This is a genomic window from Bacteroides caecigallinarum (assembly GCF_016902295.1).
GTDB lineage: Bacteria > Bacteroidota > Bacteroidia > Bacteroidales > Bacteroidaceae > Phocaeicola > Phocaeicola caecigallinarum_A.
In genome coordinates, this window is sequence record NZ_JACJLQ010000008.1 from 78,898 (window position 1) to 96,513 (window position 17,616).

Sequence of the window (17,616 nt, forward strand, 5' to 3'; positions counted from 1 at the left end):
TGTTCTTACTCAAAAACTTACAAACTTATAAACTTACAAACTCATATTCATTTATGGAAAAACTTACTATTATAAAGGTGGGCGGAAAGATTGTAGAAGAACTGGATACACTTGCACGCCTGCTTGACGATTTCGCTTCAATACCGGGATATAAACTGTTAGTGCATGGCGGTGGACGTTCTGCCACTAAAGTAGCTGCACAGTTGGGTATTGAAAGCACTATGGTTAATGGTCGCCGTGTGACAGATGCCGAGACATTGAAGGTTGTAACTATGGTTTACGGTGGATTGGTGAACAAGAATATCGTTGCCGGTCTTCAGGCAAGAGGTGTGAATGCCATCGGTCTGACAGGTGCCGATATGAATGCCATTCTTTCTGTGAAACGTCCTGTCAAGGATGTGGACTATGGCTTTGTGGGAGATGTGAAGGAAGTGAACGGAAAGATGCTTTCAACTCTTATTTCTCAGGGCATTGTACCTGTAATGGCTCCGCTTACACACGATGGAAAGGGTAATATACTTAATACCAATGCCGATACCATAGCAGGAGAAACAGCTAAGGGACTTGCGTCATATTTCGATGTGACATTGGTTTATTGCTTCGAAAAGAAGGGCGTTCTTAGTGATGAGAATGATGATGACAGTGTAATTCCTGTTATCACTCCTGAACTCTTCCGTAAATATACTGACGAAGGCGTTATTCAGGGCGGGATGATTCCTAAGCTGGAGAACTCTTTCTCGGCGATTGATAACGGTGTGAAGCAGGTTATAATCAAGCAGGCATCGGATATAAGTGATGCCTCTGCGGGAACAGTTATCAGAAATGAATAAGTTCCTGTGAACAGCAGCGATTGATTAGATTTGGATAATAATTTTATATGGGGTGGAAAGCAGTTTCTGCCCCTTTTTTGAATGTTTTCTAAACATAATCTGAACGGCTTCTGAGCATCTTCTAAACTCTTACGATAAACCGACTTATCTTAATTATTAATTTAATAAGTGGCAACAAGAAGGATAATACCCGATGATGATTTCGGAAAGATTGTTATAGGTACGCGCATAAATGCAAGAAATATTTCTATGCGTGTAAAGAAGGATGGTCTTTATGTTACAGTTCCTCCGTTCACTAAGACAGACCGCATAATGCAGGTGATAGCCGACTACAGACCGAAACTGCTTGCTTCTTTCACAAAGGCATCGCCGAAGATTATAACAGACGGATTTTCGATTGATGCTCCGTGCTTTAAACTCACCGTTGGGGTGGGAGGAATGAAATGCTTTTCCGTACGTCGTGAGGAAGAAGGCGTGATGAAAATACTCTGTCCTAAGGATGTGGATTTTAGTCTTCAACAGACACAGAAGTTGCTTAATGCAGCCATTGTGCGTGCCATGAAGAAAAGCGCCGGAGAGTTTCTTCCACCATTGCTGAAGTTCTGGGCGGAGAAATTCGGACTGACATACCGTAAGGTAAGAATTACAGGGGCAAAGTCACGTTGGGGTAGCTGTACGTCAAGGGGAACTATCAGCCTGTCATGCTATCTGATGTTGTTGCCGGTAAATCTTATGGATTACGTGATTTTGCACGAGCTTGCCCATACTAAGGAGATGAACCACGGTCCGGAATTTTGGAAACTGCTTGACAGCATGACTGAAGGTAACTCGCATCAGCTCAGGGCGCAACTCCGTAAGTTCAAGACCGATTTCTTGTAAAGCTTTTCTTTGCCCATTTCATGCTGTTCCATCGTTTCACAAACACTATGGCACGTATGTTTTCGTCGAGCAGGAAAGAAATCCACATACCTATCAGTCCCCATCCACAATGTATTCCGAGGATGTAACTGATTCCTACTGAAACAGTCCATTGCACAATCACACCGAGATAGAACGGAAAGTTTACGTCGCCTGCGGAACGGAGGGCGTTAGTCGCATATATGTTTACTGTACGTCCTATCTCAACAAGTACGTCGATTATCAGAATCGTAACTCCAAGTTTTATAATCTCTTCGTTGTCCGTAAGCATACTGAATATGGTATGGCCGAATACAGCCCAGATACACGATAGAATAAGTGAAACGAGAATAGAGCGTCGCATCACGAACTTTCCGAGCAGATAGGCCGCGCGTATCTTGTTTTGGCCAACCAAGTGTCCGATACTGATGGCTCCTCCCTGTGCCATGGCGATGGCAAACAGATATACGAACATTACTATGTTTACGGTGTATGTACGTGTGGCAAGAGCATTGTTACCGAGAATGTTTATGAGATAAGTTATTACAACCTGCGAGAAACTGTACGACATGTTCTCGCCTGCAGAAGGAATACCTATTTTCAGCAGGTTCTTCAGTTCTATCCACGGGAACGGACGGAATAGTACGAGAGGAAATCTTGAAATATGTTTCCTGAAGAGTATTACGAAAAGTACTACCATGCTTACTCCTCGAGCTATAGATGTAGATATGGCAGCACCCTCTGCACCCATTGCGGGGAAACCGAATTTACCGAAAATAAGGATATAGTTTCCTATGATATTAAGGATGTTGACCAATACGGTGACAAGCATTGGATATATAGCCTTGTTGGCACTTCGGAGTGATGCCGAAACTGTGAGCGACAAAGCCTGGAAGAAGGCGAAAGCGCCTGCAATCTCCATATAGCCAATACCGTATTGTAGAAGTTCGGGGCGTAGCCCCATCCATCCGAGTAGTGTAGTTGCACCGAAATGAAGAATAGCGCTGACTATAAGCCCGACTACAAGATTTAGAAGTAGTGATACGCCTACCACCTGTACCATTTTTTGCTGCATCTTTGCACCGAGATATTGCGAACACAACACTGATGTGCCGATGTTTAGAACCTCGAAGATGAGGAATGCAAACATTATTATCTGGTTTACAACTCCTACTGCCGCCACACTCTCGTCAGAATACTGGCTCAGCATTATGGTGTCTATTGCTCCTAACATCATTATAAGGAGCGTTTCTATAAAAATAGGGACTACCAGTTTGGTTAGTCCCTTTTTGATATTAGTCTGTTGAATAACTTTGTCCACTTTAGTTTATTTTTTCTGGTGCAAAGTTACTGCAATATGTCGATACAACGTATTGATATATATCAATTTATCACTATATGCAACTATCTTTTATGGCTTTTATCACAGCCGATGTAAAGCCTTCATGCTCAAGACGGTTAAGTCCTTTGATTGTAATTCCTCCTGGAGTAGTAACCTTTTCTATTTCGATAGTCGGATGCGATTGTTCGTCTTTCAGGAGAATCTCTGCTGCTCCAAGCATTGTTTGTGCAACCATCATTTTTGCTTCCTGAGATTTGAACCCAAGTTCAATTCCCGCTTGCATTGCTGCCTGTACATATTTCAGGACGTATGCTATTCCGCATGATGTTAGTGCTGTGCCGGCAGGGAAAAGCTTTTCTTCTATTAGAATTGCCACTCCCATTTCGTTGAACAGTTTCATCATTGTTTCAGTCTGTTCATCCGAAGCATTACGTTTGGCAACCAATGTCAGGCTTTCGTTTATTGCTATGGCTGTGTTTGGAATGACGCGGAAAATAGGCATTTCAGGATCCACAAAATGTGCAAGGTCTTCGAATGTAAGTCCTGCGGCTACAGATACCAATATCTGCGGCTGGCGTAAGCGTAGCGGTTTCAGCACCTCTTCCATTTTCCACGGCTTGACTGCGACAATTACGATATCTGCATTTTCGGAAGCTTCCTTGTTGCTGTTAGTAACGTTTATTTCAGGATAGTCTTCCTTCAGTTTCTCTAACTTGGCGTTGCTCGGGTTTGAAACTGTGATGCTGCCTGCATCAATATACTGTCCGTGTGCCAGGCCGCGTGCTATTGCGCCGCCCATGTTTCCAGCACCGATAATTGCTATTTTCATACTTTTCTGCCTTATTTTACTACATTGTGAAGTCTTTCCAGGAAATCATCAGCTTCTGCCATACTCAGGCAAAGAGGAGGCAACAGACGGATGACATTTGTTCCGCTCACACCAGTAAATACTTTCTGTTCGAAAAGAAGTTTGCTGCGGATTTCCTTGATAGGCTGTTCGAATTCCAGACCTATCATCAGACCAAGTCCGCGCACTTCCTTAACGCCCTGGAATGATTTTAGTTCTTCCATAAGGTGCGCGCCTACCTTTGCCGCATTGTCTATCAGGTTTTCTTCCTTCATCACATCGAGAACAGCTATTGCAGCAGCACATCCCAGATGGTTACCTCCGAAAGTAGTACCAAGCTGTCCGTAAACCGGTGTGAATTTAGGGCTGATTAGAACTGCGGCCATAGGGAAGCCGTTTGCAATACCTTTTGCAACTGTAATCATATCCGGCTTGATATCCATATACTGGTGAGCGAAGAACTTACCGCTTCTTCCGTAGCCTGACTGTATTTCGTCAAGAATGAGTACAGTGTTTGTCTCATCGCATGCACGGCGAAGTTCTTTCATGAACTCTGTGTTTGGCACCTGGATACCGCCCACACCCTGTATACCTTCGATGATAACTGCGCATACATCACCCTTTGAAAGTTCTGCCTTTACAGCCTCAGTATCATTAAGAGGAAGATATGTTACATGTCCGTTGTCGTTTATCGGAGCTATGATTTTAGGATTGTTTGTCACCTCCACTGCCAGTGAAGTACGTCCGTGGAAAGCTTTTGCAAAAGAAATAACTCTGGTGCGTCCGTTATAGAATGAAGCCAGTTTCAATGCATTCTCGTTGGCTTCGGCACCTGAGTTGATCAGGAACAGCTGATAATCATCGTAACCACACATAGCTCCAAGCTTTTCGGCAAAGTCTTTCTGCAGTGTATTGATTACCGAGTTTGAATAGAAGCCCAATTTTGCTACCTGACTGCTTACGGCTTCTACATAATGCGGATGGGCATGTCCTATGGAGATTACAGCATGTCCTCCATACAGGTCAAGATATTCATTGCCTTTCTCGTCCCATACGTGGCAACCTTTACCTTTTACTATGTTGACATCGAAAAGCGGATATACATCGAATAGGGTCATTTTTTAAGTTTTTAGTTGTTAGACTTTAGTTTTTAGTTGTTAGTTTTAGCTGTTGGTCGTTTGAACTAATAGCCAATAACTAAAAACTAACATTAAAACGCGCTTGGTTTCAGTTTCAATCCTACAGTTTCCTCAAGATTGAACATGAGGTTCATGTTGTGAACAGCCTGTCCGCTTGCACCTTTCAGCAGATTGTCTATGCAGGATACGATGAGCAGTTTGTCGCCGTGCTTTTCAAGATGGATAAGACATTTGTTAGTATTAACCACCTGTTTCAGGTCGATATTCTTGTCGATGATATGTACGAAAGAATCTTCTGCATAATAATCTTCATACATTTTCACCAATTCTGCAAGCTCTACTTTGGTCTTTACCACAATTGTAGCGAAGATACCTCGTGCGAAGTCGCCACGGTAAGGAATAAAATCTATATCAGAATCGAAACTGTTCTGAAGCTGGCACAGTGACTGCTTGATTTCTGGAACATGCTGATGCTGGAACGGTTTGTAGATGCTCATGTTATTGTTACGCCAGCTGAAGTGGCTTGTGGCACCAGGCTTTACTCCGGCTCCGGTACTTCCTGTTATGGCATTAACCATTACGTCGCCATTGAGCAGCAGGTTCTTTGCCAAAGGCAGAAGTCCCAACTGGATACAAGTGGCAAAGCATCCCGGATTGGCTACATGCTTGCTATGGCAGATGGTGCGTCTGTTCAGTTCCGGCAGTCCGTATATGAAATCATGGTCGTCGCTCTTGATACGGTAGTCCATTGACAAGTCGATAATCTTCAGGTCTTCAGGAACATTATGGCTTTCCATGAATTTCTTTGTGTCTCCATGTGCAGTACAGAAGAACAAGACGTCTATAGTGTCAAGAGGAAGTTCGTCTGTAAATGTAAGTTCAGTCTCGCCGTAAAGTCCTTCGTGAACGTCTGTAATCTTGTTCCCGGCATTACTTGAACTGTTTATAAATACAATCTCTACGTCAGGATGATTGATAAGCAGGCGGATAAGTTCGCCTGCCGTATATCCCGCTCCACCAATAATACCTGCTTTTATCATACGTCCGCCTCGTCTTTATGGTTAGCATAGTAAGCTCTGAGCGGAGTAGAAAGAACTTTGATGAATCCTTTTGCATCATCGGCAGTCCAGCCTTTCTGCATTTCGCCGTATTCACCGAATTTGTTCTTTACGAGGTCATCCTTAGAATCAACGCCTACAGTTGAGAAGCAGTAAGGACGCAATTCCAGAATAACTGTACCGTTTACGTTACGCTGGCTTTCTGTAAGCATAGCTTCGATGTCGCGCATAACAGGTTCCAGATACTGGCTTTCGTGAAGGAACATACCATACCAGTTGGCAACCTGGTCTTTCCAGTACTGCTGCCATTTGCTCAAAGTATATTTTTCAAGGAACTTGTGTGCGCCGATGATAAGCATAGGAGCTGCAGCCTCGAATCCTACACGTCCCTTGATACCGATGATTGTATCACCTACGTGCATATCGCGACCGATACCGTATGCTGCACCGATTTCTTCTATCTTCTGGATAGCTTTGATCTTATCGTCGAACTGCTCGCCGTTTACAGCGCAGATTTCACCTTTCTTGAATTCAAGTCTCAATTCCTCTGAACCTGATTTCTTAACCTGTTTCAGGTAAGCGCTTTCAGGCAATCCCTGAGCTGAGTCTAAGATTTCACCACCACAGATTGATGTTCCCCAAATACCTACGTTGTAAGAGTATTTCAGTTTTGTGAAATCAGCCTCGAAACCATGTTCTTTCAGATAGTTTATTTCGTATTCGCGACTCAAGGCCATATCACGTGTAAGAGTGATGATTTCCACACCCGGAGCCATTACAAGGAATGTCATGTCGAAACGAACCTGGTCGTTACCGGCACCTGTAGAACCGTGTGCAATGGCATGCGCGCCGATTTCGTTTGCGTAACGGGCAATAGCCAAAGCCTGGAAAATACGTTCTGAGCTAACTGAGATAGGGTATGTACCGTTACGGAGAACATTACCGAATACCATATATTTCAAGCTCTTTTCGTAGTATTCCTGAGTCACATCAAGAGTAACATATTTTACAGCTCCAAGTTTATAGGCATTTTCTTCGTTCTGTTTCAGCTGTTCAGGGCTGAAACCACCTGTGTTGGCACATGCCGCATATACTTCATATCCTTTTTCTTTTGCCAAATACATCACTGTGAACGATGTATCAAGTCCGCCGCTGAATGCGACTACTACTTTTTTCTTTTCCATATATGTATGAGTTTTTAGTTTTTAAGTTTTTAGTTTTTTAGTTTTTAGTTTTTAGTTTTTAAGTTCTGTTATCATATACCAACTTAAGAACTGACAAACTCAAAAACTTACAATTAGAAATTATTTATTTTATCGTCCTGGTGTAAAGCAGGATCATATAACATGGCTGTACAGATACAGAATTTTCTGTTTTTAGCCATAAGAATTTCGTGGTTGATACAACCTTCGCAACCTTTCCAGAAAGCTTCGTCGTCAGTCAGCTCGTTGAATGTTACAGGCACATATCCCAATTCAGTATTCATTTTCATTACTGCAGCTCCCGAAGTAAGACTGAAAATTTTGGCTTTTGGCCAGCGGAGACGCGCAAGAGTGAAAGATGCGTGCTTGATACGTTTTGCCAGACCCAATCCTCTGTATTTTGGATGAACGATAAGTCCTGATGTTGCCACGTACTGCTTGTTACCCCATGATTCGATGTAAGTGAATCCTGCCAGGTCGTCACCGCATAATGCAATGATAGCCTTGCCTTCTTTCATCTTTGTGGCAACGTATTCGTGTGTTCTTTCAGCTATTCCGGTACCTCTTACCTTTGCAGCTTCTCTAATAGTGTCCAATATGCTGTCCACATACACTTCGTGGCTTGCATCTGCCACCATTACGTCTATCTGTTTTTCTGTTTCCATCTTTGTGGTCTATTTAAAGGTGAATGACTTATCTCTCAGCCATTCTTAGTAAGCTTGTTGGTTATATATTATGTTTTTTATTTATATTCGTTGATGTTTGGAATAATCTGGCTCAGCGTATTAATTATAGTATGATGTGAGAAACCTTCTTTGATTACCATCATTATTGTATCATCTCCGGCTATTGTTCCTAAAATTTCTTCGAAGCCATGGTTGTCTATGTCGTATGCCAAACTGCTGGCATATCCCGGACGAGTTTTAATTACTGCAATGTTTCCTGAGAATTCTATTCCCATAAATCCGTTGTGTCGCATCATCTCTGTTGCTCCAGGAGGATTTGTCATTCGCTTATACATTGTGTTGTTTGGTAGAACATAAACGTAATTACCGTTCATGCTCGCGGCCTTGGCAACTTTCAACTGCTTAAGATCTCGTGACAGCGTGGCTTGTGTCAGGCTGTAACCCTCTTTATTAAGCTCGCGAAGCAATTCGTCCTGGCTTCCGATTTCTTTTACGGAGATAATCATCTTTATGGCATCAAGCCTGTTATTCTTACTTTTCATTGTATAATTATTCTATATCGGGCGCAAATATACGTCTTATTATTGTAATTCATGCATAAAAACAAAGTTATTTATAGTTTTATTCGTAAAAAATGTGAAAACATTGTATAAATAATCATCGTTATGGAATATGTATTACTTTTTCGTACCTTTGTAATCGTATTATAATATAATAATGTATATGAATTACGGATTATTGGATTCTGGTAAGGACCCTATGGGAACTGCCATATACGATTACTTCACTAAAGGTCGTGCCGGAAGATTAAGAGTTTTTTCACCTCAGTTTGATGAGGACGAAATACCTGTAGAGACACTGTTTCGCGAATATGACGAGATGCCCGAACTTGAGAAAAAAGCTCTTGAGATGGCTCAAGGAAGAATTCTTGATGTAGGTGCTGGAAGTGGTTGTCATTCGCTTGTCCTTCAGGATATGGGCAAGGATGTTGAGGCTATAGATATATCTCCATTGTCTGTCAAGGTAATGGAAGAAAGCGGTCTGAAAACTCGTCTTGCAAATTTGTTCGACCCCTCATTCATTGGAGGATATGACACTATATTGATGCTTATGAATGGTTCCGGTATTATAGGCTCTGTTAAGAATATGGAGAGTTTCTTTACCCGTATGAAAGAACTGCTCAACCCTGGTGGAAGCATTCTGATGGATTCAAGTGATTTGAAATATCTGTTCGAAGATGAGGATGGCAGTATGCTGATTGATATTGCGGCAGATTATTATGGAGAGATAGAATTCAGTATGCAGTACAAACAGATAAAGGGTGAACCTTTCAAGTGGTTGTACATTGATTATGAAACATTGAATTTTTATGCATCTCAATTCGGCTTCAAGGCTGAACTTGTATATAATGGCGAGCATTATGAATATCTGGCAAAGCTTACAATGATAGTGTAATATTTCTTTTCTATACCCGTTTGGGTATAAAAAATATTATTGTAATAATAATTATACCCTAAAAGGTATAATATATCGGAAGCTTTGTTATATTTGTACCCGAAAGGGTATAAATATGGAATACACGGTAATAGCTGATTTCGTAAAGGAGATGCGTCGCCAGTTCGGATTGACACAGGTGGACCTGGCAGACAAGTCTGGTGTTGGATTACGCTTTGTCCGCGATTTGGAGCAGGGCAAGCAGACTCTGCGTATGGATAAGGTTAATCAGGTCCTTAGTCTTTTTGGTCGTCAGGTTGGACCGGTTGAATTGAATGTAAAGTCAAAGGAGGATAAGTAATGAAACGTGCAAAAGTGTTTCTGCATGACCGGTTGGCAGGCAGATTGGTGGAAGACGAAAACGGATTCACCTTTACGTACGATGCGGAATATCTGAAGCTGCCGGATGCTACTGCGGTCAGTCTGACACTTCCTATTGGAGAGAAACCATATCATGACATGGTATTGTTTCCTTTTTTTGACGGACTAATACCTGAGGGATGGTTGCTCGATATAGCGGAGCGTAGCTGGAAAATTAATCAGAGGGACCGTATGTCTCTACTTTTGGCTTGCTGTAAGGACTGTATTGGGGCAGTCAGTGTAATACCGGACGACGAAACTGAGGAGGATAAATTATGAGCCGATGTTTATATTGTTATAAGGAATTGGGTGAAGGAATGAAAGATTTCCATCCCGCATGTGCCAAAAAGTTTTTCGGAACGCGTACAGCTCCTGAACTGCCATACGTACGTGCCCAGTTAGGTGATTTGGCACGTCAGGTGGTGCGTAGTCAGACTACACTGACAGGTGTGCAGGCCAAACTTTCGCTTGACATTAACCGTGGGGGCCGTAACGAACCGGACCGTTTCACTATAGTTGGCCTGTGGGGACGTTTCATCCTGAAACCACAGACTCATTCATACCGTGCTTTGCCGGAACTGGAGGATATTACCATGCACCTTGCCGAGGCCGTGAAGATAAATGTGGTTCCACATAGTCTGATACGGTTCAGTGATGGAGAACTATGTTATATAACCCGTCGTATAGACCGCCTGCCAGACGGACGCAAGGTCGCAATGGAGGATATGTGTCAGTTATCCGAACGGCTCACGGAATATAAATACAAAGGATCATACGAGCAAATCGCCAAATTGGTAAGGCGATATTCATCCGCTCCGCAACTTGATGTGATAAATTTCTGGGAGGTAGTTGTGTTCTGTTGGATAACAGGTAATGCCGATATGCATCTTAAGAACTTTTCCCTCTATAACCAGATTGGCGGATATACGCTTACACCTGCCTACGATATGCTTTCTACGAGTCTTGTTATGCCTGAAGATACCGAAGAACTTGCTCTTACACTCAACGGGAAGAAGAGCCGTTTACGTAAGGCTGACTTTTACAAGGCAATAACAGCATCTGGAGTTGACGAGAAAGTTATCGAGAATCTTTCCCGTCGTTTCAGCCGTGCATTGCCTAAATGGTTCGAGCTGATAGACAATTCCTTTTTACCTGATGATATGAAAAAGCAGTATAAACAGCTTATCTTGCGTCGTGTGGTAATGCTGCGTTGAGAACTATAATATATTGAAATGTCTCAAAGCATTGATGATGCCGTTATCATCCACAGATGATGTGATATAGTCGGCTGCAGCCTTGACTTTGTCCGATGCATTGTCCATGGCAACCCCTATTCCGGCATGTTCAAGCATGTTGATATCGTTTCCGCCATCGCCGAAAGCCATTGTCTCTTCGAGCTTTATGCCGTAATGCTTTATTACTTCATCTATGCCGCGGCTCTTGCTTGTACCTTTATTTATGATGTCGGCAAATAGCGGGTGCCATCTCATTGTTTCACAATGAGTAAGTATCTTGCCGAAAATTTCTTCATCGGCTTCAGTAGGGAAGTATCCCATAATCTGGAGAATATCTTTTCCTAATGCTTCTTCTCCCGGTTTAACAGGAGGAATGGAAATCTCTATTAGTTTGGCTATGTCTTCAACCGCTTTATCCACTTTTGTGATAAACCATTGGTTGTCGTGCACAAAGACGAACGGATAGTCGTGGCTTTTAGTGTATTCCACAACTCTTTCTATATCTTCGGCAGGTATCAGTCCTTTGTAAATATCCTTGTGGTCGGCTGTAAAGCAGTGAGCGCCGTTCAGGGTTATATATCCGTCGAATTCAAGATCCTCAAGATTGTTTATAAGCAATTTCGGGCGTCCCGTAGCGATAAATACCTTTATACCTTTTTCTCTTAACTCTTTAAGTGCCTGTTTGGTTGATTCCGGTACTCTGTGTGTCTTGAACGAAACCAGTGTTCCGTCGATGTCGAAAAATATAGCTTTAATCATAAAAGTCCAATTGTAATTTAGTCAGGCAAAGTTATCAATAAAAACTGATATCAGAAAAAATGTAGGATGGTTATTGATTGACTGATGCTTTGTGCGAGCTTTGTCTTAATAATACACGATATGATATTTCAATTGTTTAAAATGGTATTAGATGTAAAAATAATTGCTTTTTTATTTGGTTTATAAAATAAACTGTTTTATATTTGCATTGTAAAGAAGGTAAGTCTTCTTTTTTTAATAAGTATATGGTTTATTTTATAAACTAATTTATATATGAATAAACTGATAAACGGGAAATGAGCTTTTTGTACAAAAACGTCCATATAGAAGTGTAGAACATTAAAAAATTATTGTGTATGAAAGAAAATCTATTTTCGGAGAAAGACAGTTTGGAACTGATTTCCCAGATGTTAAAACAGGCAAAGCAGAATATGGAAGTTGGAAGCGGTAATGTTTTCCTGTATTATGGTTATTCGGCTTTTATTATTTCCATTGTTGCATTCGCTATGGTTTATTTCACTGCCAATCCGTTATGGGCAGCTTTATGGTTTCTGATGTTTGTTCCTGGTATAGTGATGAAGATCAAGGACAGAAAAGAGAAGCCACAGGTGGTGACATATATGGATAAGGCGATAGCAAATACATGGTCCGTTATAGGCTCAATGTTCTTGTTGACTATTATTGCTATAGTTCTTTTCGGTTTTCATACAGGAGTATGCAGTTTTACTCTGATGCTTCCGTTGAGTCTGCTCTATGCAGGAATTGGAACATCAATTACAGGTGTCATAACCAATATGAAAGTACTTGTTTATACACCCTTGTTGGCATTTTTTATCGGTTTGTATATGCTTGTAGTACTTGTTTCTGATGGCGATTCTACAGTATATTGGCACCTGTATTTCGGAATAGCCTTTCTATTTATGATGATTATACCGGGACATATTATTAACAGAAATTCCAGACAACAATGCTTAAAGAATTAAATCCTCTGATACATTCTCAGTTGAGGCTTGCGATAATGACTCTTTTACTGTCTGTAGATGAGGCTGATTTTAATTATCTGAAAGAGAAAACCAATGCTACGGCAGGTAATATCAGTGTACAGCTCGATAAACTGAGCAGTGCAGGATATATTGAGGTAACGAAAGAGTTTATCGGAAAGAAGACAAGAACTTCGTGCCGTATGACCGAAGCCGGAAGAAAGGCTTTCGAAGAATATGTGGCAGTATTAAAGACGTATATTGATTTATGATATGGTGAGGCAGTCCGATGTTGGACTGCCTTTCTGTTGGTAATATTCTTGTGAAAATACATGTCAATAAGTAATCTGAAATAAAAAGACTGCATGATTTTGTAATTTGATGTCCGTAATTTCTTATATTTGCGTCATTAATAGATATGAAATCAAAAAATGTATGGAATGTAAATATAAAAGAATAGCGGTAAAAATTGGCAGCAATGTACTTACACGCAAGGATGGTACGCTCGATGTTACGCGAATGTCTGCGTTGGTTGACCAGGTGGCAGAACTTCACAGGGCAGGAGTCGAAATAGTACTTGTATCATCGGGAGCGGTGGCTTCCGGACGCAGTGAGGTAAAGCCTTTGCGCAAGCTTGACAGTGTTGACAGCCGCCAGTTGTTTTCGGCTGTAGGTCAGGCCAAGCTGATAAACAGATATTACGAACTGTTTCGCGAACATGGAATTACGGTAGGTCAGGTGCTTACAACTAAGGAAAGTTTCTCCACAAGACGACATTATCTCAATCAGCGCAACTGTATGCAGGTGATGCTGGACAATGATGTTATTCCCATTGTGAATGAGAATGACACAATCTCTGTTACGGAACTTATGTTTACCGACAATGACGAACTCTCAGGTCTGATTGCAGCCATGATGGATGTTCAGGCATTGGTTATTCTGAGCAATATCGACGGTATATATAATGGTGCCCCTTCCCAGCCGGGAGTGACTGTTATCAGAGAAGTGGAACAGGGCAAGGACCTGTCGGACTATATCAGTACTGAGAAGTCAGGATTCGGCAGGGGAGGTATGCTGACTAAAAGCAGCATTGCCCGCAAGGTGGCAGACGAGGGGATTACAGTATTTATTGCCAATGGAAAGAAGGACAATATACTCGTTGATCTGATTTCCAATCCTGAAGAAACCGTATGCACGAAGTTTGTTCCTTCGGAGAACGGTGTGTCAAGTATCAAGAAATGGATTGCCCACAGCGATGGATTCTCAAAAGGTAAGATTATAGTCAATCATAAGGCTGCTGACAAGCTGCGTGGTGACAAGGCGGTAAGCCTTCTTCCTGTAGGAGTGACAGATATAGTTGGCGATTTTGAAAAGGATGATATTGTAACTATCGTAAATCCTGACGATGAGAAGATAGGTGTTGGCCGTGTAAGTATGTCATCAGCAGACGCAAAAGCCGTTATGGGTATTCATGGTAAGCCTTATCTCGTACATTATGACTATTTATATTTAGAATAACTTTCATAATGACATACTTTTTATTATTTTTGTGGAAAATAACTTAAAGACTATGGATGAACAGATAAAACAAATAGCAATGCGCTTACATGGATTGCGCGATGCTCTTGACCTGACAGTGGAGCAGGTAGCGGAAAAGATTGGAGTAACTCCTGAACAGTATGCCGCTATGGAAAGTGGCGAGAAAGACCTTTCGGTAAGTACACTTCAGAAGATTTCAACAGAGTTCGGTGTATCTCTTGATGAACTTATGTTCGGCGAAGAACCTCATATGCGCTCATATTTCCTTACACGCCGTGGAACAGGTATTTCAGTGGAAAGAACAAAGGCTTACAAGTACGAATCATTGGCCTCAGGTTTCAAGAACAGAATTGCAGATCCGTTTATCGTAACGGTAGAACCTAAGCCTGAAACCACACCTATATATTATAACACTCATGCCGGACAGGAATTCAATATGGTGATTGAAGGACGTCTGTTGCTTGATATCAATGGCAAGGAGCTTATCCTCAATCCGGGCGACAGCCTGTATTTCGATTCCTCTCTTCCTCACGGAATGAAGGCACTAGACGGAAACAACGTTAGATTCTTAGCTATAGTAATGCAATAATCAGATACGATATATGTTAGAGAGATTTGTAAAACAGACACATTTTACCTCACAGGAGGATTTTATAAAGAACTTCAAGATAGAAGTTCCTGAAAATTTCAATTTCGGCTACGATGTAGTAGATGCGTGGGCTGCCGAAGACCCGGAAAAAGAAGCGATATTATGGACAAACGATAAAGGTGCGTGCATTCATTTTTCGTATGCCGACCTCAAGAAATATACTGACCAGACTGCATCTTACTTTCAGAGTCTCGGTATCGGTCATGGCGACAAGGTTATGCTTATCCTGAAACGCCGTTATGAGTTCTGGTATTCCATTATTGCTCTTCACAAATTAGGTGCTGTTGTAATTCCTGCTACACACCTTCTTACCAAAAAAGATATTGTTTATCGCTGCAATGCTGCATCTATCAAGATGATTGTAATGGCGGGCGAAGAAGTGATTACAAAACATGTGATAGATGCAATGCCTGAGTCTCCTACAGTAGAGAAACTCGTTAGCATAGGTCCTGACATACCTGAAGGCTTCCTTGATTTCCATAAGGGAATAGATAATGCGGCTCCTTTTGTCCGTCCTGAGCATGTAAATACCAACGACGATATATCATTGATGTATTTCACATCCGGTACCACAGGCGAACCTAAGATGGTGGCACATGACTTCACTTATCCGTTGGGACACATCGTTACAGGAAGTTTCTGGCATAATCTTCATAAGGACAGTCTTCATCTCACTATTGCCGATACAGGATGGGGTAAGGCCGTTTGGGGAAAACTCTACGGACAGATGATTGCCGGAGCGACAGTCTTCGTATATGACCACGAGAAGTTTACTCCTGCAGATATTCTTCAGAAGATACACGACTATCATATCACATCACTTTGTGCGCCTCCTACAATATACCGTTTCCTCATACGTGAAGACCTGTCCAAGTACGATCTCTCATCATTGGAATACTGTACTACTGCAGGCGAGGCTTTGAACTACTCTGTATATGAAACATTCCTCAAGATTACAGGAATACGTCTGATGGAAGGTTTCGGACAGACAGAAACAACACTGACACTTGCCACATTCCCATGGATGGAACCGAAACCGGGAAGTATGGGTGTGCCTAATCCACAGTATGAGATAGACCTTATCAAGCCTGACGGACGCAGTGCCGAAGATGGCGAGCAGGGACAGATTGTGGTACGTACAAATCATGGCAAGCCATTAGGATTGTTCAAGGAGTATTATCGTGCCCCTGAGCTTACACACGAGGCTTGGCATGACGGCGTTTATTACACAGGAGACGTAGCATGGCGTGATGAAGACGGATATTACTGGTTTGTTGGTCGTGCGGACGATGTAATCAAGAGTTCAGGCTACCGTATAGGCCCGTTCGAAGTGGAAAGTGCATTGATGACACACCCGGCCGTTGTGGAATGTGCCATTACAGGAGTTCCTGACGAAATCCGCGGACAGGTGGTCAAGGCTACAATTATCCTTGCCAAGGATTATAAGGATAAAGCTGGCGATGCTTTGATTAAGGAACTTCAGGACCACGTGAAGCGTGTTACCGCTCCATACAAATATCCTCGAGTGATAGAGTTTGTAGATGAACTTCCAAAGACTATCAGCGGTAAGATACGTCGTGTGGAAATCCGTCAGAAAGATAATCAGTAATAGATATGAAATCATTATGATAACAGAACAGCCGGTTCGGAGAGATCCTGACCGGCTGTTATTGTAATAATCATTTTTTAATTTGTGATAAAGGAATAGTGACAATCCGGCTGCTTCTGATGCCAGTCAAAAAGGTCTTGAAAAAACACGGCCGTGTTTGATTTCAAACGCCGCCGTATTTAAGATTAAACACGGCCATGTTTTTTTAAAATGTATCAGCACCTTCTCGTAAGGTGAAAAATAAACTATTGATAATAGCTGGTTTGTTTCATAAATACAACGATAAGTCAATTATAATAGCTACATTTGTATCATGCAGACAGCCGGAGATTTTCCCTGCTTGCAGAAAGCCGGTAAACGAATGTAATTCCTTAAAATATATAACAGTCATGATAGAAAACGAACGAAACTGCCGCCATGAACATGTCATCAACATAGCCAGACAAATGATGACTGCGGCACGTACCGCCCCTAAGGGAAAAGGAGTAGATGTCATAGAAGTAGCGCTGGTAACAGGCGAAGAGTTACAACAACTTTCAGAAACAATGCTGCAATTAGCCGAAGAAACCGGTATGAAGTTTTTCATACGGGATGCAAACAACATTCTACAGGCTGAAAGTGTGGTCATTATCGGAACTCACGAACATGCACAAGGGCTGAACTGCGGTCACTGCGGGTTCTCTACCTGCGATTCCAGAACTGAAGGAGTACCTTGTGCCATCAATTCAGTAGATGTAGGAATAGCCATCGGCTCAGCTTGTGCTACGGCGGCAGATATGCGTGTAGATACTCGCGTAATGTTTTCTGCCGGACTGGCTGCCCAGCGCCTGAATTACCTGGAAGGATGTAAAAGCGTATATGCCATACCCGTAAGTGCTTCTTCTAAGAATCCTTTCTTCGACCGCAAGTCGCCTGTACAGACAATAAAATAACAGTATAAAAACATGTACATCCAATCAGGATATACTGTTTATGGTGTACCAAGAAAGA

General features: G+C 42.0%; 20 protein-coding genes. 12 read left to right on the plus strand and 8 right to left on the minus strand.

What is annotated here, in order from left to right:
- Window positions 1-53 precede the first annotated feature (53 nt).
- Both argB and H6A27_RS04085 read left to right on the plus strand, forming a co-directional pair.
- Window positions 54-830 (plus strand): acetylglutamate kinase, encoded by a 777-nt coding sequence (gene argB / locus H6A27_RS04080; protein ID WP_204507781.1) that lies wholly within the window; start codon window positions 54-56, stop codon window positions 828-830.
- Window positions 831-998: 168 nt separating this feature from the next.
- Window positions 999-1,709 (plus strand): YgjP-like metallopeptidase domain-containing protein, encoded by a 711-nt coding sequence (locus tag H6A27_RS04085; RefSeq protein ID WP_204507782.1) that lies wholly within the window; start codon window positions 999-1,001, stop codon window positions 1,707-1,709.
- Here the strand turns inward: H6A27_RS04085 and H6A27_RS04090 are convergent.
- The 7 genes from H6A27_RS04090 to H6A27_RS04120 all read right to left on the minus strand — a co-directional run bounded on the left by H6A27_RS04090 (window position 1,690) and on the right by H6A27_RS04120 (window position 8,543).
- Window positions 1,690-3,048 (minus strand): MATE family efflux transporter, encoded by a 1,359-nt coding sequence (locus tag H6A27_RS04090; RefSeq protein WP_204507783.1) that lies wholly within the window; start codon window positions 3,046-3,048, stop codon window positions 1,690-1,692. The two genes, H6A27_RS04085 and H6A27_RS04090, sit on opposite strands and share 20 nt — an antisense overlap.
- A 73-nt stretch (window positions 3,049-3,121) precedes the next feature.
- Window positions 3,122-3,898, minus strand: coding sequence for a pyrroline-5-carboxylate reductase (proC, locus tag H6A27_RS04095; RefSeq protein ID WP_204507784.1), 777 nt, complete (start codon window positions 3,896-3,898; stop codon window positions 3,122-3,124).
- An 11-nt stretch (window positions 3,899-3,909) separates the two neighbouring features.
- On the minus strand, window positions 3,910-5,034 hold the full coding sequence (locus tag H6A27_RS04100; protein ID WP_204507785.1) for an aspartate aminotransferase family protein: 1,125 nt from the start codon (window positions 5,032-5,034) through the stop codon (window positions 3,910-3,912).
- A 92-nt stretch (window positions 5,035-5,126) separates the two neighbouring features.
- Entirely contained in the window at window positions 5,127-6,095 is a 969-nt protein-coding gene (gene argC, locus H6A27_RS04105) for an N-acetyl-gamma-glutamyl-phosphate reductase (protein WP_204507786.1), read from the minus strand.
- The gene (locus H6A27_RS04110; RefSeq protein ID WP_204401806.1) at window positions 6,092-7,297 is read right to left on the minus strand and encodes an argininosuccinate synthase; all 1,206 of its coding nucleotides are present in this window, start codon (window positions 7,295-7,297) and stop codon (window positions 6,092-6,094) included. Before H6A27_RS04110 ends, argC begins: the two co-directional genes overlap by 4 nt.
- A 113-nt stretch (window positions 7,298-7,410) precedes the next feature.
- Window positions 7,411-7,980 carry a GNAT family N-acetyltransferase gene (locus tag H6A27_RS04115; RefSeq protein ID WP_204507787.1) on the minus strand — a complete coding sequence of 190 codons (570 nt, stop codon included), beginning with the start codon at window positions 7,978-7,980 and terminating at the stop codon, window positions 7,411-7,413.
- A gap of 77 nt (window positions 7,981-8,057) precedes the next feature.
- The gene (locus H6A27_RS04120) at window positions 8,058-8,543 is read right to left on the minus strand and encodes an arginine repressor (RefSeq protein WP_204401810.1); all 486 of its coding nucleotides are present in this window, start codon (window positions 8,541-8,543) and stop codon (window positions 8,058-8,060) included.
- A gap of 181 nt (window positions 8,544-8,724) precedes the next feature.
- On the opposite strand from H6A27_RS04120, the gene H6A27_RS04125 reads away from it, so the two are divergent.
- The 4 genes from H6A27_RS04125 to H6A27_RS04140 all read left to right on the plus strand — a co-directional run bounded on the left by H6A27_RS04125 (window position 8,725) and on the right by H6A27_RS04140 (window position 11,069).
- Complete coding sequence (locus H6A27_RS04125; RefSeq protein WP_204507788.1) at window positions 8,725-9,456, plus strand: class I SAM-dependent methyltransferase; 732 nt, start codon at window positions 8,725-8,727, stop codon at window positions 9,454-9,456.
- A 115-nt stretch (window positions 9,457-9,571) separates the two neighbouring features.
- On the plus strand, window positions 9,572-9,796 hold the full coding sequence (locus H6A27_RS04130) for a helix-turn-helix transcriptional regulator (protein ID WP_204401814.1): 225 nt from the start codon (window positions 9,572-9,574) through the stop codon (window positions 9,794-9,796).
- Window positions 9,796-10,134: a HipA N-terminal domain-containing protein gene (locus tag H6A27_RS04135; protein ID WP_204401816.1), complete on the plus strand. Its 339-nt coding sequence runs from the start codon at window positions 9,796-9,798 to the stop codon at window positions 10,132-10,134. The genes H6A27_RS04130 and H6A27_RS04135 overlap by 1 nt, the downstream gene beginning before the upstream one ends.
- On the plus strand, window positions 10,131-11,069 hold the full coding sequence (locus H6A27_RS04140; protein WP_204507789.1) for a HipA domain-containing protein: 939 nt from the start codon (window positions 10,131-10,133) through the stop codon (window positions 11,067-11,069). Before H6A27_RS04135 ends, H6A27_RS04140 begins: the two co-directional genes overlap by 4 nt.
- 3 nt (window positions 11,070-11,072) lie before the next feature.
- Here the strand turns inward: H6A27_RS04140 and H6A27_RS04145 are convergent, their stop codons facing one another.
- Entirely contained in the window at window positions 11,073-11,849 is a 777-nt protein-coding gene (locus H6A27_RS04145; RefSeq protein WP_204507790.1) for a Cof-type HAD-IIB family hydrolase, read from the minus strand.
- Window positions 11,850-12,205: 356 nt separating this feature from the next.
- On the opposite strand from H6A27_RS04145, the gene H6A27_RS04150 reads away from it, so the two are divergent.
- From H6A27_RS04150 to H6A27_RS04175, 6 genes are all read left to right on the plus strand, one after another.
- A complete protein-coding gene (locus H6A27_RS04150; RefSeq protein ID WP_204507791.1) occupies window positions 12,206-12,832 on the plus strand; it encodes a hypothetical protein in 627 nt (208 codons plus the stop codon).
- Entirely contained in the window at window positions 12,817-13,101 is a 285-nt protein-coding gene (locus tag H6A27_RS04155) for a winged helix-turn-helix domain-containing protein (protein WP_204391351.1), read from the plus strand. The genes H6A27_RS04150 and H6A27_RS04155 overlap by 16 nt, the downstream gene beginning before the upstream one ends.
- Window positions 13,102-13,264: 163 nt before the next feature.
- Complete coding sequence (gene proB / locus H6A27_RS04160) at window positions 13,265-14,347, plus strand: glutamate 5-kinase (RefSeq protein WP_204507792.1); 1,083 nt, start codon at window positions 13,265-13,267, stop codon at window positions 14,345-14,347.
- 52 nt (window positions 14,348-14,399) lie between these two features.
- Window positions 14,400-14,957, plus strand: a complete 558-nt coding sequence (locus H6A27_RS04165) for a helix-turn-helix domain-containing protein (RefSeq protein WP_204507793.1) — start codon at window positions 14,400-14,402, stop codon at window positions 14,955-14,957.
- A 13-nt stretch (window positions 14,958-14,970) separates the two neighbouring features.
- Window positions 14,971-16,626, plus strand: a complete 1,656-nt coding sequence (locus H6A27_RS04170) for an AMP-binding protein (protein WP_204507794.1) — start codon at window positions 14,971-14,973, stop codon at window positions 16,624-16,626.
- A gap of 389 nt (window positions 16,627-17,015) precedes the next feature.
- Window positions 17,016-17,558, plus strand: a complete 543-nt coding sequence (locus tag H6A27_RS04175) for a ferredoxin domain-containing protein (protein WP_204507795.1) — start codon at window positions 17,016-17,018, stop codon at window positions 17,556-17,558.
- The last annotated feature ends 58 nt before the right edge of the window (window positions 17,559-17,616 follow it).

Bases quoted from the DNA above. Each gene is read 5' to 3' on its own strand.
- argB (WP_204507781.1), top strand. From the start codon at position 54: ATGGAAAAACTTACTATTATAAAGGTGGGCGGAAAGATTGTAGAAGAA.
- proC (WP_204507784.1), bottom strand. From the start codon at position 3,898: ATGAAAATAGCAATTATCGGTGCTGGAAACATGGGCGGCGCAATAGCA.
- H6A27_RS04100 (WP_204507785.1), bottom strand. From the start codon at position 5,034: ATGACCCTATTCGATGTATATCCGCTTTTCGATGTCAACATAGTAAAA.
- argC (WP_204507786.1), bottom strand. From the start codon at position 6,095: ATGATAAAAGCAGGTATTATTGGTGGAGCGGGATATACGGCAGGCGAA.
- H6A27_RS04110 (WP_204401806.1), bottom strand. From the start codon at position 7,297: ATGGAAAAGAAAAAAGTAGTAGTCGCATTCAGCGGCGGACTTGATACA.
- H6A27_RS04115 (WP_204507787.1), bottom strand. From the start codon at position 7,980: ATGGAAACAGAAAAACAGATAGACGTAATGGTGGCAGATGCAAGCCAC.
- H6A27_RS04120 (WP_204401810.1), bottom strand. From the start codon at position 8,543: ATGAAAAGTAAGAATAACAGGCTTGATGCCATAAAGATGATTATCTCC.
- H6A27_RS04125 (WP_204507788.1), top strand. From the start codon at position 8,725: ATGAATTACGGATTATTGGATTCTGGTAAGGACCCTATGGGAACTGCC.
- H6A27_RS04130 (WP_204401814.1), top strand. From the start codon at position 9,572: ATGGAATACACGGTAATAGCTGATTTCGTAAAGGAGATGCGTCGCCAG.
- H6A27_RS04135 (WP_204401816.1), top strand. From the start codon at position 9,796: ATGAAACGTGCAAAAGTGTTTCTGCATGACCGGTTGGCAGGCAGATTG.
- H6A27_RS04140 (WP_204507789.1), top strand. From the start codon at position 10,131: ATGAGCCGATGTTTATATTGTTATAAGGAATTGGGTGAAGGAATGAAA.
- H6A27_RS04145 (WP_204507790.1), bottom strand. From the start codon at position 11,849: ATGATTAAAGCTATATTTTTCGACATCGACGGAACACTGGTTTCGTTC.
- H6A27_RS04150 (WP_204507791.1), top strand. From the start codon at position 12,206: ATGAAAGAAAATCTATTTTCGGAGAAAGACAGTTTGGAACTGATTTCC.
- H6A27_RS04155 (WP_204391351.1), top strand. From the start codon at position 12,817: ATGCTTAAAGAATTAAATCCTCTGATACATTCTCAGTTGAGGCTTGCG.
- proB (WP_204507792.1), top strand. From the start codon at position 13,265: ATGGAATGTAAATATAAAAGAATAGCGGTAAAAATTGGCAGCAATGTA.
- H6A27_RS04165 (WP_204507793.1), top strand. From the start codon at position 14,400: ATGGATGAACAGATAAAACAAATAGCAATGCGCTTACATGGATTGCGC.
- H6A27_RS04170 (WP_204507794.1), top strand. From the start codon at position 14,971: ATGTTAGAGAGATTTGTAAAACAGACACATTTTACCTCACAGGAGGAT.
- H6A27_RS04175 (WP_204507795.1), top strand. From the start codon at position 17,016: ATGATAGAAAACGAACGAAACTGCCGCCATGAACATGTCATCAACATA.